Origin of the sequence: Parashewanella tropica (assembly GCF_004358445.1) — a bacterium.
Lineage (GTDB): Bacteria > Pseudomonadota > Gammaproteobacteria > Enterobacterales > Shewanellaceae > Parashewanella > Parashewanella tropica.
This window is the reverse complement of sequence record NZ_CP037951.1, coordinates 2,123,366-2,149,442: the sequence shown is the minus strand read 5'-3', so window position 1 is coordinate 2,149,442 and position 26,077 is coordinate 2,123,366. Positions and strand designations below refer to the sequence as shown.

32 protein-coding genes and 2 pseudogenes are annotated in these 26,077 nt (G+C 38.1%); 2 read left to right on the top strand and 32 right to left on the bottom strand.

The genetic code is table 11. The features are described from left to right. Window positions 1–435: 435 nt before the first annotated feature. Both E2H97_RS09480 and E2H97_RS09475 read right to left on the bottom strand, forming a co-directional pair. Window positions 436–774 (bottom strand): hypothetical protein, encoded by a 339-nt coding sequence (locus tag E2H97_RS09480; RefSeq protein WP_133406914.1) that lies wholly within the window; start codon window positions 772–774, stop codon window positions 436–438. A gap of 117 nt (window positions 775–891) precedes the next feature. Beyond that, window positions 892–1,671: pseudogene (locus tag E2H97_RS09475) on the bottom strand (IS3 family transposase); the annotation flags it as partial. Window positions 1,672–1,786: 115 nt separating this feature from the next. Between E2H97_RS09475 and E2H97_RS09470 the strand changes: the two are divergent. After that, window positions 1,787–2,905: an ISAs1 family transposase gene (locus E2H97_RS09470; RefSeq protein WP_133408610.1), complete on the top strand. Its 1,119-nt coding sequence runs from the start codon at window positions 1,787–1,789 to the stop codon at window positions 2,903–2,905. A 6-nt stretch (window positions 2,906–2,911) separates the two neighbouring features. Here E2H97_RS09470 and E2H97_RS09465 read toward each other — a convergent pair. From E2H97_RS09465 to E2H97_RS09415, 11 genes and pseudogenes are all read right to left on the bottom strand, one after another. Further along, a pseudogene (locus tag E2H97_RS09465) lies at window positions 2,912–3,351 on the bottom strand (transposase); the annotation flags it as partial. Between the two features lie 73 nt (window positions 3,352–3,424). After that, a complete protein-coding gene (locus E2H97_RS09460; RefSeq protein WP_133406912.1) occupies window positions 3,425–3,661 on the bottom strand; it encodes a hypothetical protein in 237 nt (78 codons plus the stop codon). 130 nt (window positions 3,662–3,791) lie between these two features. Next, window positions 3,792–4,319 (bottom strand): hypothetical protein, encoded by a 528-nt coding sequence (locus E2H97_RS09455; RefSeq protein ID WP_218938207.1) that lies wholly within the window; start codon window positions 4,317–4,319, stop codon window positions 3,792–3,794. 404 nt (window positions 4,320–4,723) lie between these two features. Next, window positions 4,724–5,203, bottom strand: a complete 480-nt coding sequence (locus E2H97_RS09450) for a hypothetical protein (RefSeq protein ID WP_133406911.1) — start codon at window positions 5,201–5,203, stop codon at window positions 4,724–4,726. 439 nt (window positions 5,204–5,642) lie between these two features. After that, complete coding sequence (locus E2H97_RS09445) at window positions 5,643–6,110, bottom strand: hypothetical protein (RefSeq protein WP_133406910.1); 468 nt, start codon at window positions 6,108–6,110, stop codon at window positions 5,643–5,645. A 138-nt stretch (window positions 6,111–6,248) separates the two neighbouring features. Beyond that, window positions 6,249–6,662, bottom strand: coding sequence for a hypothetical protein (locus E2H97_RS09440; protein ID WP_133406523.1), 414 nt, complete (start codon window positions 6,660–6,662; stop codon window positions 6,249–6,251). A 127-nt stretch (window positions 6,663–6,789) separates the two neighbouring features. Next, window positions 6,790–7,131: a hypothetical protein gene (locus tag E2H97_RS09435; RefSeq protein ID WP_133406909.1), complete on the bottom strand. Its 342-nt coding sequence runs from the start codon at window positions 7,129–7,131 to the stop codon at window positions 6,790–6,792. Between the two features lie 448 nt (window positions 7,132–7,579). Further along, a protein-coding gene (locus E2H97_RS09430) for an IS3 family transposase (RefSeq protein ID WP_133406885.1) occupies window positions 7,580–8,772 on the bottom strand; the annotation gives its coding sequence in 2 pieces (ribosomal slippage) (window positions 7,580–8,464 and window positions 8,467–8,772; 1,191 coding nt in all). Between the two features lie 33 nt (window positions 8,773–8,805). Next, the gene (locus tag E2H97_RS09425; RefSeq protein WP_133406908.1) at window positions 8,806–9,237 is read right to left on the bottom strand and encodes a hypothetical protein; all 432 of its coding nucleotides are present in this window, start codon (window positions 9,235–9,237) and stop codon (window positions 8,806–8,808) included. A gap of 106 nt (window positions 9,238–9,343) precedes the next feature. Then, on the bottom strand, window positions 9,344–9,859 hold the full coding sequence (locus tag E2H97_RS09420) for a hypothetical protein (protein ID WP_133406907.1): 516 nt from the start codon (window positions 9,857–9,859) through the stop codon (window positions 9,344–9,346). A gap of 518 nt (window positions 9,860–10,377) precedes the next feature. Continuing rightward, a protein-coding gene (locus E2H97_RS09415) for an IS3 family transposase (protein WP_133406885.1) occupies window positions 10,378–11,570 on the bottom strand; the annotation gives its coding sequence in 2 pieces (ribosomal slippage) (window positions 10,378–11,262 and window positions 11,265–11,570; 1,191 coding nt in all). Window positions 11,571–12,319: 749 nt separating this feature from the next. On the opposite strand from E2H97_RS09415, the gene E2H97_RS09410 reads away from it, so the two are divergent. Next, complete coding sequence (locus tag E2H97_RS09410; protein ID WP_133408585.1) at window positions 12,320–13,450, top strand: ISAs1 family transposase; 1,131 nt, start codon at window positions 12,320–12,322, stop codon at window positions 13,448–13,450. Window positions 13,451–13,617: 167 nt separating this feature from the next. On the opposite strand, the gene E2H97_RS09405 is transcribed toward E2H97_RS09410, so the two are convergent. From E2H97_RS09405 to E2H97_RS09310, 19 genes are all read right to left on the bottom strand, one after another. Beyond that, window positions 13,618–14,025, bottom strand: coding sequence for a hypothetical protein (locus E2H97_RS09405; RefSeq protein WP_133406906.1), 408 nt, complete (start codon window positions 14,023–14,025; stop codon window positions 13,618–13,620). Between the two features lie 114 nt (window positions 14,026–14,139). Beyond that, window positions 14,140–14,529, bottom strand: a complete 390-nt coding sequence (locus E2H97_RS09400; protein WP_133406905.1) for a hypothetical protein — start codon at window positions 14,527–14,529, stop codon at window positions 14,140–14,142. Between the two features lie 128 nt (window positions 14,530–14,657). Next, the gene (locus E2H97_RS09395; RefSeq protein WP_133406904.1) at window positions 14,658–14,939 is read right to left on the bottom strand and encodes a hypothetical protein; all 282 of its coding nucleotides are present in this window, start codon (window positions 14,937–14,939) and stop codon (window positions 14,658–14,660) included. Between the two features lie 117 nt (window positions 14,940–15,056). Further along, on the bottom strand, window positions 15,057–15,317 hold the full coding sequence (locus E2H97_RS09390; RefSeq protein ID WP_133406903.1) for a hypothetical protein: 261 nt from the start codon (window positions 15,315–15,317) through the stop codon (window positions 15,057–15,059). Next, a complete protein-coding gene (locus E2H97_RS09385; RefSeq protein WP_133406902.1) occupies window positions 15,310–15,660 on the bottom strand; it encodes a DUF6864 domain-containing function in 351 nt (116 codons plus the stop codon). The genes E2H97_RS09390 and E2H97_RS09385 overlap by 8 nt, the downstream gene beginning before the upstream one ends. A gap of 495 nt (window positions 15,661–16,155) precedes the next feature. Then, entirely contained in the window at window positions 16,156–16,407 is a 252-nt protein-coding gene (locus E2H97_RS09380) for a hypothetical protein (RefSeq protein ID WP_133406901.1), read from the bottom strand. Window positions 16,408–17,242: 835 nt separating this feature from the next. Then, a complete protein-coding gene (locus E2H97_RS09375) occupies window positions 17,243–17,479 on the bottom strand; it encodes a hypothetical protein (RefSeq protein WP_148669340.1) in 237 nt (78 codons plus the stop codon). A gap of 129 nt (window positions 17,480–17,608) precedes the next feature. Beyond that, window positions 17,609–17,926, bottom strand: coding sequence for a hypothetical protein (locus E2H97_RS09370; RefSeq protein ID WP_133406899.1), 318 nt, complete (start codon window positions 17,924–17,926; stop codon window positions 17,609–17,611). A 72-nt stretch (window positions 17,927–17,998) separates the two neighbouring features. After that, window positions 17,999–18,655 (bottom strand): DUF4145 domain-containing protein, encoded by a 657-nt coding sequence (locus E2H97_RS09365; protein WP_133406898.1) that lies wholly within the window; start codon window positions 18,653–18,655, stop codon window positions 17,999–18,001. 163 nt (window positions 18,656–18,818) lie between these two features. Beyond that, window positions 18,819–19,283, bottom strand: a complete 465-nt coding sequence (locus E2H97_RS09360) for a nuclear transport factor 2 family protein (RefSeq protein WP_133406897.1) — start codon at window positions 19,281–19,283, stop codon at window positions 18,819–18,821. A gap of 116 nt (window positions 19,284–19,399) precedes the next feature. Beyond that, complete coding sequence (locus E2H97_RS09355; protein ID WP_133406896.1) at window positions 19,400–19,747, bottom strand: energy transducer TonB; 348 nt, start codon at window positions 19,745–19,747, stop codon at window positions 19,400–19,402. Window positions 19,748–19,868: 121 nt separating this feature from the next. Beyond that, window positions 19,869–20,372, bottom strand: a complete 504-nt coding sequence (locus E2H97_RS09350) for a hypothetical protein (protein ID WP_133406895.1) — start codon at window positions 20,370–20,372, stop codon at window positions 19,869–19,871. Window positions 20,373–20,447: 75 nt separating this feature from the next. Further along, window positions 20,448–21,476: a hypothetical protein gene (locus tag E2H97_RS09345; RefSeq protein ID WP_133406894.1), complete on the bottom strand. Its 1,029-nt coding sequence runs from the start codon at window positions 21,474–21,476 to the stop codon at window positions 20,448–20,450. Window positions 21,477–21,539: 63 nt separating this feature from the next. Continuing rightward, window positions 21,540–22,346 carry a hypothetical protein gene (locus E2H97_RS09340; protein ID WP_133406893.1) on the bottom strand — a complete coding sequence of 269 codons (807 nt, stop codon included), beginning with the start codon at window positions 22,344–22,346 and terminating at the stop codon, window positions 21,540–21,542. A gap of 113 nt (window positions 22,347–22,459) precedes the next feature. Continuing rightward, on the bottom strand, window positions 22,460–22,717 hold the full coding sequence (locus E2H97_RS09335) for a hypothetical protein (protein ID WP_133406892.1): 258 nt from the start codon (window positions 22,715–22,717) through the stop codon (window positions 22,460–22,462). Between the two features lie 58 nt (window positions 22,718–22,775). Continuing rightward, window positions 22,776–23,117, bottom strand: a complete 342-nt coding sequence (locus E2H97_RS09330) for a hypothetical protein (RefSeq protein ID WP_133406891.1) — start codon at window positions 23,115–23,117, stop codon at window positions 22,776–22,778. 61 nt (window positions 23,118–23,178) lie between these two features. Then, window positions 23,179–23,493: a DUF6966 domain-containing protein gene (locus tag E2H97_RS09325; RefSeq protein ID WP_133406890.1), complete on the bottom strand. Its 315-nt coding sequence runs from the start codon at window positions 23,491–23,493 to the stop codon at window positions 23,179–23,181. A gap of 348 nt (window positions 23,494–23,841) precedes the next feature. After that, window positions 23,842–25,034, bottom strand: a protein-coding gene (locus E2H97_RS09315) for an IS3 family transposase (protein ID WP_133406885.1) whose coding sequence is annotated in 2 segments (ribosomal slippage) — window positions 23,842–24,726 and window positions 24,729–25,034 — 1,191 coding nt in all. Because the reading frame shifts where the segments join, the coding sequence is not laid out codon by codon here. A 73-nt stretch (window positions 25,035–25,107) separates the two neighbouring features. Continuing rightward, the gene (locus E2H97_RS09310) at window positions 25,108–25,464 is read right to left on the bottom strand and encodes a hypothetical protein (RefSeq protein WP_133406889.1); all 357 of its coding nucleotides are present in this window, start codon (window positions 25,462–25,464) and stop codon (window positions 25,108–25,110) included. Window positions 25,465–26,077 lie beyond the last annotated feature (613 nt).

The window sequence follows — 26,077 nt, the reverse complement described above, 5'->3', positions numbered from 1 at the left end:
AAAATTGTTGGCTATAATTTGCGACGCAGGCGCAAAGCCAACGATTTTGCGTCCTGTTGAATGCCTTGTTATACGAATGTTGGTTAAGTACAACAATTTACCAGTTTACAATTTTTTTGAATGCTTTTCTACCACGACACAATTGTACTTTGAATTTTGAGCCTTTCTGCGAAGTAAACCGAGCTAATGGCGCAAAATGAAAGTGAGACCTTATTTTATCGGTTGACGCCTATTAGCGACAAAATGAACGCAAAGGCGAAAACACAGAATTACTAAACGCTGTAAAAATAACGACAGCAAGTCTGCCGCAACAAATGAATCCAACCTTGTCGAGTGGTAGCGTATAACGCCCAGTTAACGGGCAAATAGTGTTTGGCTAAAATTTTGGAACGCAGTGACAAAAGCCAAACAGTATTTGTCCTGTTGAACTGCTTGTTATGTAGCAGAGCACCTTACAATGCCATATACACTAGCTTTATCTTTATTACGAACCCACTGGCCATTAACTTTACTGTAAGTGTCGCTATCTCTAGTGTTGCGAATAATTGGATTACCGTTATTGATGATGACGACTGCTTTTTTACTACCGCAAATGTCATTTACTTTGTTTTTCCAACTTTCAAGTAAGTCCATGCCCACATCAGTATCACCAGATGCACTTAGAGCAAAAGTATTTTCAAATTTTAAGTAAGAAACCTGAAACTTTACCTTTATAGCTGAAAGACAGTAACAGCTTATTGTACATAAGAATAAAGCGATAATAGTTGATTTCATAGTGCTACATAACGCCCAGTTAACGGGCAAATGGTGTTTGGCAATAATTTTGGAACGCAGTGACAAAAGCCAAACAGTATTTGTGATCTTGCCCCGAAAAAGTGGACACATTCCACTTTAAATTACTGCCTGTTCAAATTCGACAGGCGTTCTATATCCTAAGCTTGAATGTAAGCGTTGTCTATTATAGAAATAGTTTAAGTAACTCTTTAAAGGCTTCAGTAACTCATTGAAGGTTCTAAACTTATTCCCTCTAATGATGTCACCTTTCATAGAATGAAAAAATGACTCAACTTCCGCATTGTCTGTACAGTGACCAGGTCGATTCATACTCGGCTCAATCTGGTGTTTTTTCAGAAATGCTTGAACCACTTTGGCTCGATACTCAGCCCCTCTATCGGTATGAAACAAAATGGTTTTATCAGTCTTCCTGTTTTTAAGTGCAGTCTTTAATGCTTTAAGTGTCAGCTCAGTAGTTTTATTTTTCCCAAAAGCCCAGCCTATGATACGCCGAGAAAAGACATCTAAGACAACCGCTAAATAATGCCAGTGCTGACCCACTTTGAGATAAGTAATATCTCCAGACCATAGTTGGTTTATTGTTGTCGGATTAGCTCTATCTTTTCTTTTATTCTCAACGGCTTTATAGAACAGTTTAGTTTTAGCGGGCTTAGCATACGTTTTAATTCCTCTGGCTTTTAACCCATTTTTTTTCATCAAACGAGCGACCCGTTTCCTACTGGTATTGATGCCCGCTCTTTTTAATGCGGCGTAAACTCTTGGGCTTCCATAGATTTGATGGCTCTTTTCAAACGTCATTTGGATTTTAGATAGCAATTGCATGTCATCTAAGTGGTGCTGAGGTAAAGGACGTTTAAGCCAAGCGTAATAGCCACTAGGGAAAGATCATGAAACACCCCGTCACAGCTAGTTTTCCGCAGATTTAGAAATTTAGCTTTTCTTTTATATCTCACTGTGATCTTATACTTCTTTTTAGAGTATGAGATTTCTTATGAACGGCCATGATTTGATTCAACAACTTTCTACAATCAGAGACCCACGACAGGACTGGAAGATTGATCACAAGCTAACAGATATTTTGCTACTCACCATTTGTGGTGTTATTGCTGGTGCTGAAGGTTGGGAAGAAGTTGAAGACTTCGGTCATGAACGACTTGACTGGCTTCAGAATTATGGAGATTTTGATAATGGAATTCCCGCTCACGATACCATTGCCAGAGTGATTAGCAGCATTAGTGCAAAGCAGTTCCAACAATGTTTTATTGATTGGATGCAAGCTTGTCATGAAGTGACTAAAGGCGATGTTGTCGCCATTGACGGTAAGACCGTTCGTCGTTCATATAACAAAGCAAAGCGGCTTGGCCCTATTCATATGGTGAGTGCTTTTTCTACAGCGAATAATGTCGTGCTTGGACAAATAAAAACGGCTGAAAAGTCTAACGAAATTACAGCAATCCCAGAGTTACTAAAACTATTAGACATTAGAGGTTGCATTGTAACCATTGATGCAATGGGCTGTCAGAAGCAAATAGCTCAAACAATCTTAGATAAAAATGCCGACTACTTGCTTGCAGTAAAAGGTAATCATAAGCGCTTAGAAGAAACCTTTATCAAACATTTCTCTATGGATAAACTTCAGAAATGGAATGGTGAATATTTTACAACAAACGAAAAGGCACACGGGCGTGAAGAAACTCGAATGCACATAACCTGTGAAACTTTTGGAGAGTTTGTTGATTTAGGCTTTGAATGGCCAGGGCTACAAACATTGGGAATCAGTATTTCCTTTAGAAATAACGAAGGTGAAGTTCCCACAGACGCTACAATTCGATACTTCATTAGCTCAGCTAAATTAACGCCGAAGAAGTTTGCTGAAGCTGTAAGGTCGCATTGGCATATAGAAAATAAGCTTCACTGGAAATTGGATGTTGCGATGCGAGAGGATGATTGTCGTATACGACGAGGTGAAGCACCAGAAGTGTTTTCAAACATACGTCATGTAGCGCTGAATTTACTCAATAAAGAAACAACCTTTAAAGCCGGTTTAAAGAGAAAGCAAAAGAAAGCAGCAATGAGTACAAGTTACCTAGCTCAAATCCTTGCAGGGTAAGAGCTTTCGTAATCTTTCCGTGTAATAGCCACTACGTGATACATGAAGCCAATTACACAGGTACTTAATGCCTAAGTTTTTTCCGTTGTCTTTGATGAATTTAAATCGTTCTGATGAACTTCCGCCAGATACCGTTGCCACTTTTTTAGTAAATCATTCTCCTTTTGCAAGCGGTCAACTTGTTTTTGAAGCCGTTTGATTTTATTGAGTTCTTTTTTGTTAGGGACTTTTCTCATAAGCTCACTATCGCTTTGATAGCGCTGGACATTATCGAACTTGCCCTCGCGGTACTCTTTACGCCACCGGGAAAGCATAAGCGGGTGAATGTCTAACGCTAGGGCAATATCCTTAGACATGACATCGTCTCTCAAGCTTAACTCGACAGCTTTCACTTTGAAATCGATAGGGTAAAACCAAGTCTTTTTTGGTCGTGTATATCTAGGCATAACCACTTCCTTATAATGATAAGGAAGTGTCCACTAAAGTGGGGCAACTACATTGTCCCTGTTGAACTGCTTGTTAGGAGCCGGGGTTTGATTTATCTGGCGTGTCATTACAAATTGCACAACTACGACCTTTTTTAGAATGGTAGAGCCTTGTGCAGATAAAAACACTTGTTGCTAAAAATGACCAAACTGCTGCAGACAAAATAGCTTGGTTGGTTTCATAACCTTTGAAATAATAAATTACGGTTAACAACAAAAAGACAACTGTAAATACGCTAGTTGCTCGAACAAGCCAAAATTTGAATCCCATGATGAAATTTCCCTTTTCAATTTAGGCACCTAACGCCCAATTAACGGGCAAATAGTGTTTGGCTATAATTTTGGAGCGAAGCGACAAAAGCCAAACAGTATTTGTCCCTGTTGAATTGCTTGTTATATGCCTACACTTTTTCTATAGATACAATTGCGCTTTTTGGTATTTCCAAAAAATCTTTTGCTACAAGTATATGCTCGTCATCTTCAGGTATTGATGGATTTGTCACTAAAGCATTTACTTTATGGATTGAGACATTTTCATTTTTTAAATTTTCAATTGATAGTTTGAAAATATAACCTTCAGTATTTTCACCGCCTGACAGCGCATAAAACCTTGCGCGTTCTTTATTTGGGGTTGTTGAAATACCTGATGTTGGGAAACCTTTCTGTCCCCATTGATGAAAGATAACTTCGTTAATTGTTGCATCTCCAGCAACGATGCCGCTCCCACATTCTGCATGCGGGTCGCCAGCACAAGGAACAGAGGAAAAACTCTCACCGAATTTTTTAGGAATGAGTTTTCCCTCCAATTCTTTATACATTGTTGAATTCATTCCTCTGTAAAGATACAAAATAACTTCCTTAGCATATAACGCCGCATTAACAGGCGCAAAACGTTGGCTTATACTTTGCGACGCAGGAGCAAAAGCCAACGATTTTGCGTCCTGTTGAATGCCTTGTTATGCGAAGTTACTTTAAACCCAATAGGTTAGGGCACGTAATACCCTTGAATAATTTTACTGCCACGACCAAATGGCAGTGACTATTTGAGCCATTTTTTGTAAGCAAACAAGCTAATGGCGCAATTGATATTAAGATCTTACTTTACAGGTTGACGCCTATTAGCGTAACGACGCTATTAAGGCGAAAACACAAATGAGCTTTAGTAAACGCTGATTTAAACTGAATTGCTCAAATTTCCCAAACAACCAAACTCGAATGAGTGGCAGCCACGCATAACGCCCGCTTAACAGGCTAATACTGTATGGCTATAATCCGGAGCGCAGCGTAGGAGCCATACAGTATTAGTCCTTGTTGAAGCGCTTGTTATGAGTATTTACTGATTAATCCTTTTTTGAACAAATTTATACCATTTATCATTTTTGTTGTTAACTATCTCTGCAGACTTGATTGCGCCTAATAAATCTGGAAAAAATAAGTAATTAACACCTTTTTTAAATGAGTGGTCTGGTCCACAAATACAACAAGGCCATTTAGAGCGACCAATATTATCTTTAACCCAAAACTTTATATTATTATGGTTATCAAAATCATTATCCTGATATTTGCTGCCATAGTTAACAAAATTGATTATTTCAGGAGCATTCCCTTTTAATACTTCGACAACTTTTAATGAATAAGTATTTGTGAATCCTTCTTCAGCAACACTAACCATTTGAACCAAGAATATGTTTTTAGATTGATCAATGAGCTTCTCCATCGGATAACCGAAACCAGCTTTAGGAGAAGAACAAGCCATTGAGCTAAGTGGAAATAAAACTAGAACCAATATCGATAAAATTTTCATAATACTCATAACGCCCGCTTAACAGGCAAATGCTGGTTGGCTAAAATCCGAAGCGCAGCGTAGGAGCCAACCAGTATTTGTCCTTGTTGAAGCGCTTGTTATATGTACATTTATGTAACGTTAAACTTTCCAGTTGAAGCAACTATAAGTATGATAAACAAAATTACTGTACACGAGTATAGAAATTGTGAAAACATCGATTTATTTGGGTACTTCCAAGCTAAAATAATTTGAATTGGAGCACCCAAAACAACAAACAGTAATGAAAAAAACGTCAATAAAAGTGAGCCGCCAATCATAGGCTGAGACCAAAAGAGTATTGCTATTGCGATAATGGCTAGCGATAGCCATAAAGCATAAATTTTAAATGCCTTAGTTATACTCATACTTTCCTAGTACATATAACGCTTGGTTCAGGTGCGCCGTAGGCGTCACCTGGAACCACTTGTTATATTTTGTAGCATTCAGATGATTTTTGCGTTTTGGGGTCGAATGACAACCAAATATTATCTTTGACACTTAAAGTCTTAATTGGCGGGTTTGTTTCTCGATAGGACTTTTCAACTGCATCAAAGAATTGTTTTGTAAGAATGCCTTCCTTATCAATAACTGGTTTAAATTTAATTTGCTCTAAATTGAATGTTAGATTTCCTTTTTTGAATTGTAACTTTCCCTTTTCTTGCGCTTTGTATTGAGCTATAGGCTCAGCAGAGTCAATATAAATTGAGACAGTTTCGGAAAAGGAGTAAACCATTTTTTCAAGATCATATTCATCGTAAGAAGGTCCCTTAAAAGTTACTCCATCTTCTTCATAATCCAAAGGACAAAGCCATTTCCCATGAATGTTTGGAAGTGGTTCATTAGCATAGGTAACCGAAGTGAAGGTTGCTAATAATAATATTCCAATAATTCTCATATCATTCCCTTTAAAGAGGCTTGGTTGGGTACCTGAAGAAATATAACGCCGCATTAACGGGCGCAAAACGTTTGGCTAAAATTTGCGACGCAGGAGCAAAGCCAAACGTTTTTGCGTCCTGTTGAATGCCTTGTTAGGCTATAAGCTGATTACACCGAACATATCCATAGTGAAAAAAGCAATAAAGCCGATAACCGCAAATAAAATTAAATAAAGTGTCGCAATACCAAAGACTTTCCAGCTTGATTGAAATGAATAGCTTTCATTGCTAGCTATTTCAGGTTTATCAAGTTGTGTTTTTATAGCAATCTGTTTTGCCGTTAAGCAATATAAAAGCGGAATAATAATATTTGGAAATTTTTCAGGTAAAAAAGGGAGTAAGGCAAGCATGCATACCAAAAATAATACGCCAAATATGAGAGCTTTCTGTGCTAACTCACTCTTCCCGATACTTGAATAGTTTTTCCATAAAAAATAAATGGCTGCAATGGGACCACCCCAAAAAGAACCCAGAGCAATCTGATTTGGTGAATAGAGTTTAGTAACTTCCAATTTGAATCGTCCTTATTCATTAAATAAAGCCTAACGCCGCATTAACGGGCGGAAAATTGTTGGCTACAATTTGCGACGCAGGCGCAAAGCCAACGATTTTGCGTCCTGTTGAATGCCTTGTTATGCACTAGTGCCGGATATAAGCTTCATTTTTAATGAATTTACACCAGTCGGTTAAATGAGATTTTGCAAATTTAGATTTGCTTTTAATTGAATTGTGAGCGTATGTTTTTAAGGCATAGCCACGAATATACATAAACGCATTTTCAGCTTCTAAATAGTAATCAGAATCATCAAGTTTATGTACCAAAAGTTTAAGCTCATTGGCGGCTTTGCTAGCTGCATTTTTGGTAAAAGCATTTTCTGGTAAAGGCCAATGACCTTCACCTTTACTTTTGACTACATCACATAAGTTACCTGCGAAAGAAGGAACAGATAAAAGCAAAAGCATCAAATGAAGGTATTTCATAATATTAAGTGCATAACGCCGCATTAACGGGCGGAAAATGGTTGGCTACAATTTGCGACGCAGGAGCAAAGCCAACGATTTTGCGTCCTGTTGAATGCCTTGTTAGGCGCACCAGTTACGTTTTGATATTACAGACGTTTTGGAGTGTGCCCAAATTTGTTTTTTGCAAAATAACCAATGATTTTGCTGATTTATATAACTTTTAAAACAACCAGAAACAACATTGAATAGTGTGGTTTCGTGGTTGATCTACAGCAACAGAATTTAAGCTGAATATCCATTGCTACCGCAGTTGAACCTTGTATGGTACAACATTAAAATCATTGAAGTTTTTATAACGCATAACGCCCGCTTAACAGGCAAATATTGGTTGGCTAAGATCCGAAGCGCAGCGTAGGAGGCAACCACTATTTGTGATCTTGCCCCGAAAAAGTGGACACATTCCACTTTAAATTACTGCCTGTTCAAATTCGACAGGCGTTCTATATCCTAAGCTTGAATGTAAGCGTTGTCTATTATAGAAATAGTTTAAGTAACTCTTTAAAGGCTTCAGTAACTCATTGAAGGTTCTAAACTTATTCCCTCTAATGATGTCACCTTTCATAGAATGAAAAAATGACTCAACTTCCGCATTGTCTGTACAGTGACCAGGTCGATTCATACTCGGCTCAATCTGGTGTTTTTTCAGAAATGCTTGAACCACTTTGGCTCGATACTCAGCCCCTCTATCGGTATGAAACAAAATGGTTTTATCAGTCTTCCTGTTTTTAAGTGCAGTCTTTAATGCTTTAAGTGTCAGCTCAGTAGTTTTATTTTTCCCAAAAGCCCAGCCTATGATACGCCGAGAAAAGACATCTAAGACAACCGCTAAATAATGCCAGTGCTGACCCACTTTGAGATAAGTAATATCTCCAGACCATAGTTGGTTTATTGTTGTCGGATTAGCTCTATCTTTTCTTTTATTCTCAACGGCTTTATAGAACAGTTTAGTTTTAGCGGGCTTAGCATACGTTTTAATTCCTCTGGCTTTTAACCCATTTTTTTTCATCAAACGAGCGACCCGTTTCCTACTGGTATTGATGCCCGCTCTTTTTAATGCGGCGTAAACTCTTGGGCTTCCATAGATTTGATGGCTCTTTTCAAACGTCATTTGGATTTTAGATAGCAATTGCATGTCATCTAAGTGGTGCTGAGGTAAAGGACGTTTAAGCCAAGCGTAATAGCCACTACGTGATACATGAAGCCAATTACACAGGTACTTAATGCCTAAGTTTTTTCCGTTGTCTTTGATGAATTTAAATCGTTCTGATGAACTTCCGCCAGATACCGTTGCCACTTTTTTAGTAAATCATTCTCCTTTTGCAAGCGGTCAACTTGTTTTTGAAGCTGTTTGATTTTATTGAGTTCTTTTTTGTTAGGGACTTTTCTCATAAGCTCACTATCGCTTTGATAGCGCTGGACATTATCGAACTTGCCCTCGCGGTACTCTTTACGCCACCGGGAAAGCATAAGCGGGTGAATGTCTAACGCTAGGGCAATATCCTTAGACATGACATCGTCTCTCAAGCTTAACTCGACAGCTTTCACTTTGAAATCGATAGGGTAAAACCAAGTCTTTTTTGGTCGTGTATATCTAGGCATAACCACTTCCTTATAATGATAAGGAAGTGTCCACTAAAGTGGGGCAACTACATTGTCCTTGTTGAAGCGCTTGTTATAAGACGACTTATCGGTTATCGACGGTGGTTCGTGCGTAAGAATTGACACACACTCATTAAGGCCAATGATAAGGAATTCTCTTGGATTATATAATTTACCAGTTATAAAATGAGGTCTTGAATTCTCTAAAGAAGTCCAGCCACCTTCAGTAACCTCAAAACACCAACCAACAGTTAAATTACATTCTGACCAAAACTCTCCCAAATCACCTTCATCGAGCACTCTGAACCCATAAATACAATCAAAGTTGACCTTAACTTGCCAATTAATGGAGTTTACATAAACATCCAAGCCGTTATCACTAAATCTTATTTCATCTACATAAATACTTCGATCTGTTTTAAATTTAGATTCGACATTTAATAGTTTAGGTTCAGGTGTTTTCATTAGTCTTATAACGCTCGCTTAACAGGCAAATGCTGGTTGGCTAAAATCCGAAGCGGAGCGCAGGAGCCAACCAGTGTTTGTCCTTGTTGAAGCGCTTGTTAGGGCTTTAGCCGTGAGAGCCACTTTTTCGAAGTGAACCTTCTTGTACACATGCTTTGAAATTTCCCATTGAAATTTCTTTCGCATGAAGTTCTATTCCACCTGCATTTTTATATGTTGTATAATCTTTATTAGGCATTTTTTTGGATATATACCAAGCATTACCATCAATGTTCTCTGAACATGCCCCAGGGAAAGTTAGAGTCCAAGTTTTCCTTAAAAAACACTTTTTTGAAGTTTGAATATAAGTAGCATCGGTTTTTACAGTATCTCCTTTAGAACCAAAAATCTGTGTAACCGTTACTTCGGTTGCAGGTCCGTCAATACCACCTACATGTTTATCTATGAAAAAATTCCAGTTACTTTTAAGCTTGCTATTTTCAAGTATAAACCTGTCACATTTTGAAATTCCATATTCGTGAAAAGACTTTAATAAGCTCTGGTCACCATTTGCAAGAGCAGGATTAGCTATGCTAATTCCAAAAGAAATTACCAATGCGATTGTCTTTTTTATTTTCACCATTATTCCCTTATATACAGTTGAGATGTTTAGTTTAATTGAGCCCTAACGCCGCATTAACGGGCGGAAAACGTTGGCTTATACTTTGCGACGCAGGAGCAAAAGCCAACGATTTTGCGTCCTGTTGAATGCCTTGTTATGCGAAGTTACTTTAAACCCAATAGGTTAGGGCACGCAATACCCTTGAATGTTTTTACTGCCACGACCAAATGCCAGTGACTATTTGAGCCATGTTTTGTAAGCAAACAAGCTAATGGCGCAATTAATAGCAAGATCTTACTTTATAGGTTGACGCCTATTAGCGTAACGATGCTATTGAGGCGAAAACACAAATGAGTTTTGGTTAACGCTGATATAAACTGAAATGCTTAAATTTCCAAAATACCCAAACCCGAATGAGTGGCAGCCACGCATAACGCCTGGTTAACGGGCAAATAGTGTTTGGCTATAATTTTGGAACGTAGTGACAAAAGCCAAACAGTATTTGTGATCTTGCCCCGAAAAAGTGGACACATTCCACTTTAAATTACTGCCTGTTCAAATTCGACAGGCGTTCTATATCCTAAGCTTGAATGTAAGCGTTGTCTATTATAGAAATAGTTTAAGTAACTCTTTAAAGGCTTCAGTAACTCATTGAAGGTTCTAAACTTATTCCCTCTAATGATGTCACCTTTCATAGAATGAAAAAATGACTCAACTTCCGCATTGTCTGTACAGTGACCAGGTCGATTCATACTCGGCTCAATCTGGTGTTTTTTCAGAAATGCTTGAACCACTTTGGCTCGATACTCAGCCCCTCTATCGGTATGAAACAAAATGGTTTTATCAGTCTTCCTGTTTTTAAGTGCAGTCTTTAATGCTTTAAGTGTCAGCTCAGTAGTTTTATTTTTCCCAAAAGCCCAGCCTATGATACGCCGAGAAAAGACATCTAAGACAACCGCTAAATAATGCCAGTGCTGACCCACTTTGAGATAAGTAATATCTCCAGACCATAGTTGGTTTATTGTTGTCGGATTAGCTCTATCTTTTCTTTTATTCTCAACGGCTTTATAGAACAGTTTAGTTTTAGCGGGCTTAGCATACGTTTTAATTCCTCTGGCTTTTAACCCATTTTTTTTCATCAAACGAGCGACCCGTTTCCTACTGGTATTGATGCCCGCTCTTTTTAATGCGGCGTAAACTCTTGGGCTTCCATAGATTTGATGGCTCTTTTCAAACGTCATTTGGATTTTAGATAGCAATTGCATGTCATCTAAGTGGTGCTGAGGTAAAGGACGTTTAAGCCAAGCGTAATAGCCACTACGTGATACATGAAGCCAATTACACAGGTACTTAATGCCTAAGTTTTTTCCGTTGTCTTTGATGAATTTAAATCGTTCTGATGAACTTCCGCCAGATACCGTTGCCACTTTTTTAGTAAATCATTCTCCTTTTGCAAGCGGTCAACTTGTTTTTGAAGCTGTTTGATTTTATTGAGTTCTTTTTTGTTAGGGACTTTTCTCATAAGCTCACTATCGCTTTGATAGCGCTGGACATTATCGAACTTGCCCTCGCGGTACTCTTTACGCCACCGGGAAAGCATAAGCGGGTGAATGTCTAACGCTAGGGCAATATCCTTAGACATGACATCGTCTCTCAAGCTTAACTCGACAGCTTTCACTTTGAAATCGATAGGGTAAAACCAAGTCTTTTTTGGTCGTGTATATCTAGGCATAACCACTTCCTTATAATGATAAGGAAGTGTCCACTAAAGTGGGGCAACTACATTGTCCCTGTTGAACTGCTTGTTATACGATTCGTGAATTAGTACAACAACTTACCAGATTACAGCTTTTCTTGAATGCTTTTCTACCACGACAACAAAGCCAGTGATTATTTGAGCCTGACTACGAAGTAAACAGAGCTAATGGAGCAAAATGTCAGTAAGATCTTACTGTAACGTTGCCGACGATTAGCGGAACAAATGAACGCAAAGGCGAAAACACAGAATTACTAAATGCTGTAAAAATAAGAACAGTAAACTTGCCACAACAAATAAACCAAACACTTTCCGAGTGGTAGCGTATAACGCCCAATTAACGGGCAAATATTGTTTGGCTAAAATTTGGAGCGCAGCGACAAAAGCCAAACAGTATTTGTCCTGTTGAATTGCTTGTTAGGCGCACCAGTTACGTTTTGATATTACATACGTTTTGGAGTGTGCCCAAATTTGTTTTTATGAAACTGCCAATGATTTTGCCAATTTCGATAACTTTTAAAGCAACCAGAAATAACATTGAATAGGGTAGTTTCGTGGTTGATCTACAGCTGCATTATTTAAGCTCAATTTCTATTGCTACCACAGTTGTAGGGAAAGATCATGAAACACCCCGTCACAGCTAGTTTTCCGCAGATTTAGAAATTTAGCTTTTCTTTTATATCTCACTGTGATCTTATACTTCTTTTTAGAGTATGAGATTTCTTATGAACGGCCATGATTTGATTCAACAACTTTCTACAATCAGAGACCCACGACAGGACTGGAAGATTGATCACAAGCTAACAGATATTTTGCTACTCACCATTTGTGGTGTTATTGCTGGTGCTGAAGGTTGGGAAGAAGTTGAAGACTTCGGTCATGAACGACTTGACTGGCTTCAGAATTATGGAGATTTTGATAATGGAATTCCCGCTCACGATACCATTGCCAGAGTGATTAGCAGCATTAGTGCAAAGCAGTTCCAACAATGTTTTATTGATTGGATGCAAGCTTGTCATGAAGTGACTAAAGGCGATGTTGTCGCCATTGACGGTAAGACCGTTCGTCGTTCATATAACAAAGCAAAGCGGCTTGGCCCTATTCATATGGTGAGTGCTTTTTCTACAGCGAATAATGTCGTGCTTGGACAAATAAAAACGGCTGAAAAGTCTAACGAAATTACAGCAATCCCAGAGTTACTAAAACTATTAGACATTAGAGGTTGCATTGTAACCATTGATGCAATGGGCTGTCAGAAGCAAATAGCTCAAACAATCTTAGATAAAAATGCCGACTACTTGCTTGCAGTAAAAGGTAATCATAAGCGCTTAGAAGAAACCTTTATCAAACATTTCTCTATGGATAAACTTCAGAAATGGAATGGTGAATATTTTACAACAAACGAAAAGGCACACGGGCGTGAAGAAACTCGAATGCACATAACCTGTGAAACTTTTGGAGAGTTTGTTGATTTAGGCTTTGAATGGCCAGGGCTACAAACATTGGGAATCAGTATTTCCTTTAGAAATAACGAAGGTGAAGTTCCCACAGACGCTACAATTCGATACTTCATTAGCTCAGCTAAATTAACGCCGAAGAAGTTTGCTGAAGCTGTAAGGTCGCATTGGCATATAGAAAATAAGCTTCACTGGAAATTGGATGTTGCGATGCGAGAGGATGATTGTCGTATACGACGAGGTGAAGCACCAGAAGTGTTTTCAAACATACGTCATGTAGCGCTGAATTTACTCAATAAAGAAACAACCTTTAAAGCCGGTTTAAAGAGAAAGCAAAAGAAAGCAGCAATGAGTACAAGTTACCTAGCTCAAGTCCTTGCAGGGCAAGAGCTTTCGTAATCTTTCCGTGACCACAGTTGAACCTTGCATGGTACAACATTAAAACCATTGAAGTTTTTACAACGCATAACGCCGCATTAACGGGCGGAAAATTGTTGGCTACAATTTGCGACGCAGGAGCAAAGCCAACGATTTTGCGTCCTGTTGAATGCCTTGTTAAATTGCGATTACCAATGTTCTTTCCAGTTTACACCTTTGAGCAACTTATGCCCTGAGTCCAATGTAAATATTGTTTGTTTGCGTTTGCCATGATGAGCATTTTGGTTTAACAAAAAAATATAATACAGATGCTTGCCTACCTTAAATTCAGATTCACGGGCTTTGGCTACAACAATTTCGGGATTTTCTAAGCCAGAGCTTAACTCAATTTCACATAGATTTTCCCATGAGTTTTTAGGGATAACTATTGGTTTTGCTTTAAATTTATATGTAGTTTTACCGATATGAGTTTTGTTCGTTGGTTTAGCTATATGGGTCAATACAAGTTTTACCGCGCAACGACGATGTTCGATTGTTTCGGCAAAGCTAGTTTGACTAAACAAAACTAATATGAAAATACATATGAATTTTCTCATGCCGCTCCTTAGCAATTTAACGCCCAAATAACGGGCAAATTGTGGTTGGCTAAAATTTGGAGCGCAGCGACAAAGCCAACCAGAATTTGTCCTGTTGATTTGCTTGTTATATGACTACTTATGCGCATTTGCAGATTTGATTTTATGCCTTTGAAACCATGCAATTAAGTACACAAAAGGTAATGGAACAAACGATAACATATAAAGATCGTTAAAGAACCAGAAATATGTGAACCAAATTTGGCAAATACAAAAACTTACGAACTTTAACCACGTTGGCATTAGTAATAAGCTACCGATCGCAGCTATAAAAAAGCTGTAAGCAAACATGCTTAAAGCAAAGAAAAATGTAATGCCTGATGTTTCAGGATAAAAGAAGTCTGCAATGTAGCCAAATACAAAAGGAATTAGTATTGGCATTAACAAAATATGGCCAGTCTTTTCCTTTTTAACTTCAGCATCATGTTCTGCATTTTTACGGGCTAATTTCTCTAATGTATCCATAGTCATATAACGCCCAGTTAACGGGCAAATAGTGTTTGGCTAAAATTTGGAACGCAGTGACAAAAGCCAAACAGTATTTGTCCCTGTTGAACTGCTTGTTATACGTTTTGCTGATTAACCTTTTGATATTAATTGCTTAATTGTTTGTGTGAGCTGTAAATGTGCTGAGAATTGTTACCATTTACTAGATAGGCATCCATTTCAACAGATAATAATTTTGATAACGGTTTAATTTGTAGAAAACCAGCATCGCCTAAATTTGCAGATAATAACGATTTATTACCTTTAGCAACCATTGTCTTATCAGTGTCTCTCAGCTTGCCATCAACATACAATTTAGCTCCACTAAACCAAGAATTAGTGATGGTTACATTGTGACCCTTGATATTAAATGCAAATTTTTTTCTCACCAGTACCTCCGTATTCTGATAAACGTATAACGCCGCATTAACGGGCGGAAAATTGTTGGCTATAATTTTGCGACGCAGGAGCAAAGCCAACGATTTTGCGTCCTGTTGAATGCCTTGTTAGTTTTGTTGTTCACCAGCAAAGTACGATACTGTGCCTGTAACTGCTGCGGATATTATAGGACCTACAATTACCCATATATCCTTTGCAGATGTAGGATTAACGAATGTAGCAATAAGTCCACCAAGTGACAATATTCCACATATAATCCCAACAAACCAAACTATTGCAATTTTAGTTTTTACATTTCCGTGAGCTTTAATTTGTTCAGTTGAAAAAGTATCAGCTTGACCGCTATTTAAATTGCTATTTTTAAGCATTTGCAGCTCCTAATAGCAGTTGTATATCTAAACGGTAGACATTTCCGATAGCCTGACCACAAAGGGTTATATAAATATTCCTGTTTGAGGTATTCGTTGTACCTAATAATGCAGGTTTTGCCATTGATGATGTTTGCATTTTTTGCCAATTAACAAGTTGGATGTGCGCATGGTTGTCATCGGCAGCTGTCCAGCTTATCGAAGTGCTCGTATGCTGAGTCTCTGCAAATTCGAATGAAATTTTGATAGGCCAGTTATCCACAACTGTTTCGATTTCAGCTTGTTTTTCATGTATCAATATGAAAGCGGAGCAAGATAATTCTAAATTATTTATTTTTATCATTTGAGTTCGACTTTGACTATAAAACTAACGCCGCATTAACAGGCGCAAAACGTTGGCTTATACTTTGCGACGCAGGAGCAAAAGCCAACGATTTTGCGTCCTGTTGAATGCCTTGTTATGCGAAGTTACTTTAAACCCAATAGGTTAGGGTGCGCAATACCCTTGAATATTTTTACTGCCATGACCAAATGAAAGTGACTATTTGAGCCATTTTTTGTAAGCAAACAAGCTAATGGCGCAATTGATAGCAAGATCTTACTTTACAAGTTGACGCCTATTAGCGTAACGATGCTATTAAGGCGAAAACACAAATGAGCTTTGGTTAACGCTGACATAAACTGAAATGCTTAAATTTCCCAAATAACTAAACCCGAAATGAGTGGCAGCCACGCATAACGCCGCATTAACGGGCGGAAAATTGTTGGCTATAATTTGCGACGCAGGAGCAAAGCCAACGATTTTGCGTCCTGTTGAATGCCTTGTTATACGCAACCTTTAATTTTTCTCAGAACTAAATAAGCTGATAATTCCTTGAAAAACCATATTTGCAACACCGCTAATTAAATCATCACTATGTGGATTGTAATTCTGTTCATGAGATGGTTTATTTTCATTTCTTGATTCAACGCTATCACTTACACCATCGCCAAGTGCATCAATAGACTTTTCAACTTGCAAGCTTGTGCAGCCAACAGACAAAATTAAAAATGAAAGTAATGAAGCCTTTTTTAAAAAAGCAATGAACATCTAATACAACTCCTTGCGTATAACGCCGCATTAAGCGGCAAATGGTTGTTGGCTATAATTTTGTAGCGAAGCGGAAAAAGCCAACAAGTATTTGTCCGTCTTAAATGCCTTGTTAGGCGCACCAGTTACGTTTTGATATTACAAACGTTTTGGAGTGTGCCCAAATTTGTTTTTACGAAACTGCCAATAATTTTGCCATTTTCGGTAACTTTTAAAACGACCAAAAATAACATTGATAATTGCAATTTCGTGGTTGATCTACAGCAGCATTATATAAGCTGAATTTCCATTGCTACCGCAGTTGAGCCTTGAATGGTATAACATAAAAAACATTGAAGTTTTTACAACGCATAACGCTCGAATAACAGGCAAAAGATTGCAGGCTAAAATTTGGAGCGCAGCGGAAAAAGCCTGCAATTTTTTGTCCTGTTGATTTGCTTGTTATACGAACTTTGTTGATTTAATTGATGTTTGTAGCTTACAGCAAACTTGAACGAAGTAAACTGCCACGACAAATTGAACTTCGGATTTTTGAGCCAACAAACAATGTTTTTCGAACTAATGGCGCAACAAATGTTTGAGCTTTTACTTTGCTAGTTGACGCCTATTAGCGACACGATAAACGCAAAGGCGAAAACACGATCAACGCTGAACTTTAAAAACTGCCAATTAACTTTGAGCTAAAACTGATACTGATTTATACCAACAACCAAATTTACTAAAGTGGCAGCAAACGTATAACGCCGCATTAACGGGCGGAAAATTGTTGGCTATAATTTGCGGCGCAGGCGCAAAGCCAACGATTTTGCGTCCTGTTGAATGCCTTGTTATGTGGTTACGCTGAATGATACAGAGTTTTAATACCATACTTTTTTAAAATAAATTCAAGTGTACCAGCAACGCCGACGACTAAAATAGACCAAGCAAAAATACCAAAGTTTGTTGCTGTTAACGTACCTAATACAGAGTTAGGAGATAATGTTGATTGAGCCAAACCTAGAAATAGACATGCAACCATTACAGAGTAAAAACATACTCCAAACATTGGTAATGTTAACTTTTGCAGGATCACTTTTCATTTATGATTTCCTAAACCACATAACGCCGCATTAAGCGGAAAATGGTTGTTGGCTATAATTTTTGGAGCGAAGTGGAAAAAAGCCAACAAGTATTTTTCCGATTGAATGCCTTGTTATATTTGTTACCTGATAAGTTCACAAGTTGCATTAATTTTGAAGCTGTTTGCACGTATTTTACACTCAGATAAAGCTCGGCGATCCGCTTCTTTTTTTGATTTAAACCCGAAAGAGTAACCAAAGGCTTCGTGACCATTTGAAGATTTAGCTAATGCAAATGACTTTTTGGATTTGAAGCTTTCAAATTTCTCTAACGCTTCGATAGTATTTGAAGAATATGATGCTGAATTACAAACATTAGCATTAGGATTGGTGTCGCAAATGGTAGTTGTAGATTTGCAACCAGCAAGTAGAGCTAAAGCTAGAAAGCCTAAATACTTCATTGTATGCGGATACTCCTTTAAAAATATAACGCTTGGTTCAGGTGCGCCGTAGGCGTCACCTGGAACCACTTGTTATGCGCTTTCTGTACGTTTATCTCTTTGGTTTATACCTTTTATCTTGTCTTCAGGTAATGTCCCATAAAGATCATCTATTTCTTTAGGTTCAGTAATCATTTTATTGGCGATAAAATTAACGAGTTTGAATAGCTTATTAACTGTTGCTCTATCATCTTTTAAATCAATACTACCCGGATGAACTGCATCATTGCCAATAACTCTCACACTATCAAGTGCTTCTTGCACTTTAGGAGGTAAGCCTTTCTCTACCAGTGATTTTATATCGGTATTTATATTACGACCCGGTTCACCGAGAAAAGCACATAGTTTTTGTATTGCAAGCCTTAATAAGGCTGCGGCACCACGAGGTGATAAAGTTGCAATGGTTCTTGCTTCTTCATAATCACTTTTTATTTCTTCAGGTAAATCTTTATTTGGTGGCTCTGCAATAGAATGGATTGGAAAAATTATTTTTTCTCCTAGCCATATAGTCGGAAAATCACAGCTTTCACAATTTGAAACCAAAAAATTGTCATTGCTGTATTGGAGGCCAAAACCATCTTTATTCTTGGCTGCATTAAGATAGTACCAATCTTGTTTCGCATAAACATGGCAATTAGGGCAATTGAATGCTTTTGCTCCTACGCTTGGTGAAATATATTCGGCTTTCATACTCTTAACTTATTCAAATATTCCTTGAAAAAATGAAGTTGGTTAGATGATAGGATTGGCGCATAACGCCGCATTAACGGGCGGAAAATTGTTGGCTATAATTTGCGACGCAGGCGCAAAGCCAACGATTTTGCGTCCTGTTGAATGCCTTGTTATACGCACATTACCCAGCATGCCTGCGTATACGTTTTATTAGCCCTGATTTATCAAACTCCAATGAAACGATATTGGTACTGCTGTAGTTAATGAATTTATCTAAATGAAAAGGCTTAACTTTTGCTGATTCGGTATAGTTAATAAATACAACATTAGCGCCAACCATAATTGTATTAATTTTGATATTACTGAAAGCAATCTCATCCTTTAACTTTGCAACCATATCTTTTCTAAGGCTGGATTTGTTTGTATATGTGAAATTGTGCTTTATATGCTCGTCAACAAACTCGTTTGCGAGCAAAGATATGAAATGATCAATATCCTTAGTTGACGAGTTTGGTTGTTGGCGGGCATTTTTAGCAGCAATAAAATCTTTTGCCTTATCTAATAATTGCTCTCTTGAAAAAGGCTCTTGAGCGAAACTAAAAAATGAAAGAGCAGTTAATATACATAAGAAGATAAATTTTTGCACGATTTCCTCCGCTGTGCGTATAACGCCGCATTAACGGGCGCAAAACGTTTGGCTAAAATTTGCGACGCAGGAGCAAAGCCAAACGATTTTGCGTCCTGTTGAATGCCTTGTTAGCATTACTTTTTGAGGGTGTAACTAAATTTAATTGTATGTCCTGTTGAAATTACTGCTTTGTTATTGACTACTTTTGGAATCCAGTACCAATTAGAAAAAGCTTCTTTTGCCGAATTATCAAAGACACCTTGAGGAAATGATTCAATTACATTTATATTTATTGTTTTTCCGTTTGGACCTATATCGTAAGAAAGCCGAATCCACCCTTCAATCCTATTTTCTTCTGCTTCAGGTGGGTACGGCATTTCAGTCCTTACCCTAGGAACTTTACTTGCATTGCGATCCAAATTATTACTTTTACAGCCGATTAAAAAAACGATTGAAAAAATGAAAATATAAGCAAACTTCACGAAACTTCCTTATTGTAATGCTAACGCCCAGTTAACGGGCAAATGGTGTTTGGCTATAATTGGAACGCAGTGACAAAAGCCAAACAGTATTTGTCCTGTTGAACTGCTTGTTATACGCATGTTAACTACACCATTTTTTAATTTTATTTTGTGGTTCTGTTTTGTTGTTATTTACAGGATTAGCTAGGGCTTTGCATTTATTACTGCCACACATTACACCTGCTGCGTGCTTTACTTCACCATACTCTTTGATTAACCCAACACTACGACCAGAGTTAAAATAAATTCTATTGTAATATCTACCAGTTGGAGCTAGGAGAGGGACGGGAACAACACCAACAAAAGCACCTCCGCCACTCCAAGCTAAACCATTATCATAGTAATATACTGTGCAATTGTTAGCTTTTTCTGTTTTATCTGGAACACCCCACAACGAAGTTACCTCGTCTGGAGTGTAACCTTCCGGCGGATCATCATAGCAGTTGGTGTTATTTTTTCCTTTAGCGAGACAAAAATTATTTTGAGCTAATTCATGCTTTCCGTAAGTTCCCACAGCAACACCAGCACAACCATTTAATAAACACACGACAGTAGAGAGAAGAAAGAATTTTTGAAGGTGAATCATGGTTATCCTTGCGTGTTTCTGGTTGCGTATAACGCTTGGTTCAGGTGCGCCGTAGGCGTCACCTGGAACCACTTGTTATACCACGTCTTGCACCGCACTATACGATGCTATTCTTTTATCAATAGATTCTTGTGCTTCTTTTGGAAAGCACCCTGTTTTAGCCATTTGTATTAAATCACTGTGTTCTGGATCTGGGTATCCATTCTCGGTGCAATGCTCCAGTAGCCAGGCTGATAATGAGAATACGAGTTCTCCGTTTTCATCAGTAGCATACCGTTCTTCAATATCATGACTTGCTAGTATGAATTGCGCTGATATGCGGCGCATCATATCAAGGATATATTGTTCTGATGTCGGAGCTATCCTTTCTAATACATTTTCGACAATTAAATAGATATAGAATAGTAAATATGGCAAGCGGCTATAAAAATATTTCCACTGAGAAGGTAACCCTTTAACACCAGAAAATATGAAATTTATATTTGAATCTTCTGTCTTTATTGAGTGATGACCAGTAAATAGATGCATGGCCTTATTACATATCCCATCAAAACTATCATTTGAGCTTTTGTCATACCGCAATTGGGCAATATAGTTTGAGTCGAGAACTCCATTAAACTTAAGAGATTCTAGAACTTGAGAAATTCTTTTTTTGTGCCCATCAATACCTCCAGTGATTTTAGGCTGAAGGCGGGATTGATTGCTCTCAAGATTACCTACAAAAGCATCTCTATCAAGATACATCTCTTCAAGTACAAACAAACTTTCTTGAATAGGTTTTCTAATAAGCATGTACGCAACTGACATTTTTCCCTTTGATGCAGATGATAGCGCCTCATAAATACAATGCATCATGTCAGATAAAATAGCAGGAAGAACTGTAGAAGATATAATTTGATTTTTATCTTCTACCTTATCGTTTCTCTTTAGCCAATCAAGTATATGCTCTTCATCAGAAATTGATTCTATCTCTTCCTCACTGAGCTTTACATGCGTCGTAAAAGCATCTGCTTTTTCTCCAGACACAATTATTTGAGTCATTATGTCATGAAGTATGAAGCATAAATCATGTGCACTTTGATATTTTTCTGGGAGAGTAATCATTACTCAGAACTCCCTGAAGTGGTATAACGCCTAAATCAGGTGCGCCGTAGGCGTCACCTGGATTTACTTGTTAAGTTCAAAATTGCACGATTCTCCAGCTATTTCATACCAGAGAACAGAGATATTGAGTGTGCTCAAACACTGAAGCAACTGATCATTATCTTCTGGACCTGGTAATACCATCCATTTTTCAATATCTGGAGCTCCAGCCGAGTGCATGTAAAGTTGACCAACAGCTGTATAAATAGATTGCGTATCAGTAGCTGTTTTTACTTCGTATATTCTCTGAAGCTCGCCAGACTGCTCTAAGGCTAGGTCAACTTTTTGTGTATTATATGTATAGCAATAGTCCGTTGTTTCCTCAACGTACTGTTTAAGGCTGTCAACAACAAGACCATGGTTCACAGTAGCTACTGTAACTTTTCTAGCCTTTAGTGTTTTCTTTCCCTTGAACTCAGAAGAGAAAAATTTAGCCTTACTGGCAGTGACTTCCTTGACTTTTCTCTTTGAGATTTTTGCATCGTAGGAAGTAACGACATAAGGTTTAATCTTTTTCCAAAGTGCACCATTATCTAATTTTTGCAGCTCATCAAATACATGTTGATTGGTACTAGAAAGCTGCTGCGGTTTGCCATCATCAGCTTTCCAGCCAATCCGAATATTATCAAGATGGCTATCAAAATGATCTCTCAAATTTTTAAGGCTATTCTTGAATTCTTCTTCGGTTTTTCCAAATCCAAATGTGCCATAAAACTTCGCGTATGCTTCTTTCCATGAAGCAACATTTAACAATTCTGGTGGGTTATCAATGCCCATCCGTGACAAGAAGTATCCTACTTCTATTAGTCCTTTTTCTAGATTGCTACTCATATCTCTCTTTTTGGACTTAACGCCGCATTAACGGGCGGAAAATTGTTGGCTATAATTTGCGACGTAGGAGCAAAGCCAACGATTTTGCGTCCTGTTGAATGCCTTGTTATATGTTACTCCAGCCAATAGATGCCATCATGATGTCCTACAAGCATTTTGTTTATTGCAGGAATCCTTAACTCCAAGTCGCCGCCTGGCTGATGACCGTATTCGATAGCTTCAGAGATCATTTCTTTAAACTTACTTTTTGAAAGCGATTTTTGCCTTCTGATTTCCCCTTTATTGTGAGGGCGAACTTGCTCAAAGTGGATTTCATCTCCAAGAGAGTCTATCAATACATGCACTTCAGATTCTGATAAATGTTGATTCATAATACTTACATATAACGCCTGGTTCAGGTGCGCCGTAGGCGTCACCTGGAACCACTTGTTATGTGCGTGCCTGACTGGTTGCTGTGATTATTGAATAAATTATTACAGCTACAACTGTAATTGACATTGGAGGCAAGCCAATCGCACTTGAAATGAGGAAGTCAAAAAGAATCACTACCGGAAGCATGATGAAAAGAACATAAAACTTTAGATTTCCCCAAAAACCTCCTGCCCATGAAACTATCACTACGGACATGACTGCTGTAAGAAAGGCATAAACAGGCTGCATAATGTCATCAGCTTCTGCATCCATAAAGAATACAAGCATGTATAGGACTGCTAAAAAGTAAATCACCACAAATGGTGATCCTAGGAAAAAGAACTTTAGAAAACGTTTCATTGTGTATTTGTGTAGGAGCACATAACGCCTAAATCAGGTGCGCCGTAGGCGTCACCTGGATTTACTTGTTAGCTGCACGTTGAATGTTCCGTGCAAAGCCATAAAGTGAGTCTAAAAGCTCTTGGTATTTACTGTTCAGTTCTTTATGATTTGGTTTCCAAGAGAATTTTCCATTCTGATCTACAGATTGCCCCAAGACTAAATCATTTAAACTCCCCATACCGCCGCTACCCGAGAGAATAATTCTTCCGGAATGATAATATTCACCGGCCTCAAGTGCAGATAGCGCCCTTTTAAAATGAATTGACCATGCTGAATTTTCAGAATCTAGCAAAGCGATAATAGCTCTCAGGTCAGCCTTGGTTTTCTCATACATATCTTTATGTTCTTATCGGTTTATTTTCTCTTTCAAAACTACATCGAAATATTTTGTATCGTTGGGTCTAGAACTTACGTTCTCGCGAAAGTCATCCCTGCATCCGGGGTTGCAGAATCCAACAATATGCCCTTTATATTCAGTCAAAGAATCCTCTTGTACTGGCTTTCCTGATCTTGGACAAAACATGTTAATTGCTTTCATAATGTGGATGTCAAACTCGATGTTGGTTTGTGCAGCTAACGCCCAGTTAACGGGCAAATGGTGTTTGGCTAAAATTTTGGAACGTAGTGACAAAAGCCAAACAGTATTTGTGATCTTGCCCCGAAAAAGTGGACACATTCCACTTTAAATTACTGCCTGTTCAAATTCGACAGGCGTTCTATATCCTAAGCTTGAATGTAAGCGTTGTCTATTATAGAAATAGTTTAAGTAACTCTTTAAAGGCTTCAGTAACTCATTGAAGGTTCTAAACTTATTCCCTCTAATGATGTCACCTTTCATAGAATGAAAAAATGACTCAACTTCCGCATTGTCTGTACAGTGACCAGGTCGATTCATACTCGGCTCAATCTGGTGTTTTTTCAGAAATGCTTGAACCACTTTGGCTCGATACTCAGCCCCTCTATCGGTATGAAACAAAATGGTTTTATCAGTCTTCCTGTTTTTAAGTGCAGTCTTTAATGCTTTAAGTGTCAGCTCAGTAGTTTTATTTTTCCCAAAAGCCCAGCCTATGATACGCCGAGAAAAGACATCTAAGACAACCGCTAAATAATGCCAGTGCTGACCCACTTTGAGATAAGTAATATCTCCAGACCATAGTTGGTTTATTGTTGTCGGATTAGCTCTATCTTTTCTTTTATTCTCAACGGCTTTATAGAACAGTTTAGTTTTAGCGGGCTTAGCATACGTTTTAATTCCTCTGGCTTTTAACCCATTTTTTTTCATCAAACGAGCGACCCGTTTCCTACTGGTATTGATGCCCGCTCTTTTTAATGCGGCGTAAACTCTTGGGCTTCCATAGATTTGATGGCTCTTTTCAAACGTCATTTGGATTTTAGATAGCAATTGCATGTCATCTAAGTGGTGCTGAGGTAAAGGACGTTTAAGCCAAGCGTAATAGCCACTACGTGATACATGAAGCCAATTACACAGGTACTTAATGCCTAAGTTTTTTCCGTTGTCTTTGATGAATTTAAATCGTTCTGATGAACTTCCGCCAGATACCGTTGCCACTTTTTTAGTAAATCATTCTCCTTTTGCAAGCGGTCAACTTGTTTTTGAAGCTGTTTGATTTTATTGAGTTCTTTTTTGTTAGGGACTTTTCTCATAAGCTCACTATCGCTTTGATAGCGCTGGACATTATCGAACTTGCCCTCGCGGTACTCTTTACGCCACCGGGAAAGCATAAGCGGGTGAATGTCTAACGCTAGGGCAATATCCTTAGACATGACATCGTCTCTCAAGCTTAACTCGACAGCTTTCACTTTGAAATCGATAGGGTAAAACCAAGTCTTTTTTGGTCGTGTATATCTAGGCATAACCACTTCCTTATAATGATAAGGAAGTGTCCACTAAAGTGGGGCAACTACAGCGTCCCTGTTGAACTGCTTGTTATGTGCAGGACTTAGATTCAAACCTATTTTTGATTAAACCTAATACAGAACATAAGGCAATGATTACTGATGCACTATAAGAAGCAAAGATATACGGTGTTCCTTGCTCATTTATTACGGCGACACCAACGTGTGGATCGTTAAGAGTTTCGTACGAGGATGTAGCGAAAAAACATGTTAATAAAATGCCTAATATCAAAAACTTTTTACGCCAAGCTATTAACAGGTAAGTTGGAATACCAAAAATGACGCCATGTAGCCAAAGTTCAGTGATAGTTGGCATTTTATCTGATACTTCAGCTGAAACATCAAATGCAATTACCAATAATAAAATGATTACGATTATTTTACTCATAAGCACATAACGCCCAGTTAACGGGCAAATGGTGTTTGGCTAAAATTTTGGAACGCAGTGACAAAAGCCAAACAGTATTTGTCCTGTTGAACTGCTTGTTATGCAACGCCTTAGATGAAAGGCAGAAACATAAATGTACACATGGTAATTAAGTAAAACCATAATTTAAGGTAATACTTTGGATTACCACTTGAGCTGAACATGCTTGAAAGTACATGCCATTGTGAATTAGTAATTACATCTAAAAGTGACACCTTAAGCTTACCTAATATCACCCAAAACCTAAACGCACAATAGATATAAGCCATTAAGCATATACAAATAAAGATGATTTCAAATGCTTGATAATACTGTTCGTTTGTCATTTGCTCATAGTTGCATAACGCCGCATTAACAGGCGCAAAACGTTGGCTTATACTTTGCGACGCAGGAGCAAAAGCCAACGATTTTGCGTCCTGTTGAATGCCTTGTTATGCGAAGTTACTTTAAACCCAATAGCTTAGGGCACGCAATACCCTTGAATATTTTTACTGCCACGACCAAATGGCAGTGACTATTTGAGCCATTTTTTGTAAGCAAACAAGCTAATGGCGCAAATGTTAGTAAGATCTTA

What these genes read in the sequence shown, in the direction of transcription:
- E2H97_RS09425 (WP_133406908.1), bottom strand. Translation starts at nt 9,237, where the DNA reads ATGAAAACACCTGAACCTAAACTATTAAATGTCGAATCTAAATTTAAA.
- E2H97_RS09405 (WP_133406906.1), bottom strand. Translation starts at nt 14,025, where the DNA reads ATGAGAAAATTCATATGTATTTTCATATTAGTTTTGTTTAGTCAAACT.
- E2H97_RS09480 (WP_133406914.1), bottom strand. Translation starts at nt 774, where the DNA reads ATGAAATCAACTATTATCGCTTTATTCTTATGTACAATAAGCTGTTAC.
- E2H97_RS09460 (WP_133406912.1), bottom strand. Translation starts at nt 3,661, where the DNA reads ATGGGATTCAAATTTTGGCTTGTTCGAGCAACTAGCGTATTTACAGTT.
- E2H97_RS09400 (WP_133406905.1), bottom strand. Translation starts at nt 14,529, where the DNA reads ATGGATACATTAGAGAAATTAGCCCGTAAAAATGCAGAACATGATGCT.
- E2H97_RS09330 (WP_133406891.1), bottom strand. Translation starts at nt 23,117, where the DNA reads ATGAAACGTTTTCTAAAGTTCTTTTTCCTAGGATCACCATTTGTGGTG.
- E2H97_RS09450 (WP_133406911.1), bottom strand. Translation starts at nt 5,203, where the DNA reads ATGAGTATTATGAAAATTTTATCGATATTGGTTCTAGTTTTATTTCCA.
- E2H97_RS09435 (WP_133406909.1), bottom strand. Translation starts at nt 7,131, where the DNA reads ATGAAATACCTTCATTTGATGCTTTTGCTTTTATCTGTTCCTTCTTTC.
- E2H97_RS09445 (WP_133406910.1), bottom strand. Translation starts at nt 6,110, where the DNA reads ATGAGAATTATTGGAATATTATTATTAGCAACCTTCACTTCGGTTACC.
- E2H97_RS09310 (WP_133406889.1), bottom strand. Translation starts at nt 25,464, where the DNA reads ATGAGTAAAATAATCGTAATCATTTTATTATTGGTAATTGCATTTGAT.
- E2H97_RS09325 (WP_133406890.1), bottom strand. Translation starts at nt 23,493, where the DNA reads ATGTATGAGAAAACCAAGGCTGACCTGAGAGCTATTATCGCTTTGCTA.
- E2H97_RS09345 (WP_133406894.1), bottom strand. Translation starts at nt 21,476, where the DNA reads ATGATTACTCTCCCAGAAAAATATCAAAGTGCACATGATTTATGCTTC.
- E2H97_RS09390 (WP_133406903.1), bottom strand. Translation starts at nt 15,317, where the DNA reads ATGCTTAAAAATAGCAATTTAAATAGCGGTCAAGCTGATACTTTTTCA.
- E2H97_RS09380 (WP_133406901.1), bottom strand. Translation starts at nt 16,407, where the DNA reads ATGTTCATTGCTTTTTTAAAAAAGGCTTCATTACTTTCATTTTTAATT.
- E2H97_RS09335 (WP_133406892.1), bottom strand. Translation starts at nt 22,717, where the DNA reads ATGAATCAACATTTATCAGAATCTGAAGTGCATGTATTGATAGACTCT.
- E2H97_RS09340 (WP_133406893.1), bottom strand. Translation starts at nt 22,346, where the DNA reads ATGAGTAGCAATCTAGAAAAAGGACTAATAGAAGTAGGATACTTCTTG.
- E2H97_RS09470 (WP_133408610.1), top strand. Translation starts at nt 1,787, where the DNA reads ATGAACGGCCATGATTTGATTCAACAACTTTCTACAATCAGAGACCCA.
- E2H97_RS09420 (WP_133406907.1), bottom strand. Translation starts at nt 9,859, where the DNA reads ATGGTGAAAATAAAAAAGACAATCGCATTGGTAATTTCTTTTGGAATT.
- E2H97_RS09350 (WP_133406895.1), bottom strand. Translation starts at nt 20,372, where the DNA reads ATGATTCACCTTCAAAAATTCTTTCTTCTCTCTACTGTCGTGTGTTTA.
- E2H97_RS09365 (WP_133406898.1), bottom strand. Translation starts at nt 18,655, where the DNA reads ATGAAAGCCGAATATATTTCACCAAGCGTAGGAGCAAAAGCATTCAAT.
- E2H97_RS09410 (WP_133408585.1), top strand. Translation starts at nt 12,320, where the DNA reads ATGAACGGCCATGATTTGATTCAACAACTTTCTACAATCAGAGACCCA.
- E2H97_RS09385 (WP_133406902.1), bottom strand. Translation starts at nt 15,660, where the DNA reads ATGATAAAAATAAATAATTTAGAATTATCTTGCTCCGCTTTCATATTG.
- E2H97_RS09370 (WP_133406899.1), bottom strand. Translation starts at nt 17,926, where the DNA reads ATGAAGTATTTAGGCTTTCTAGCTTTAGCTCTACTTGCTGGTTGCAAA.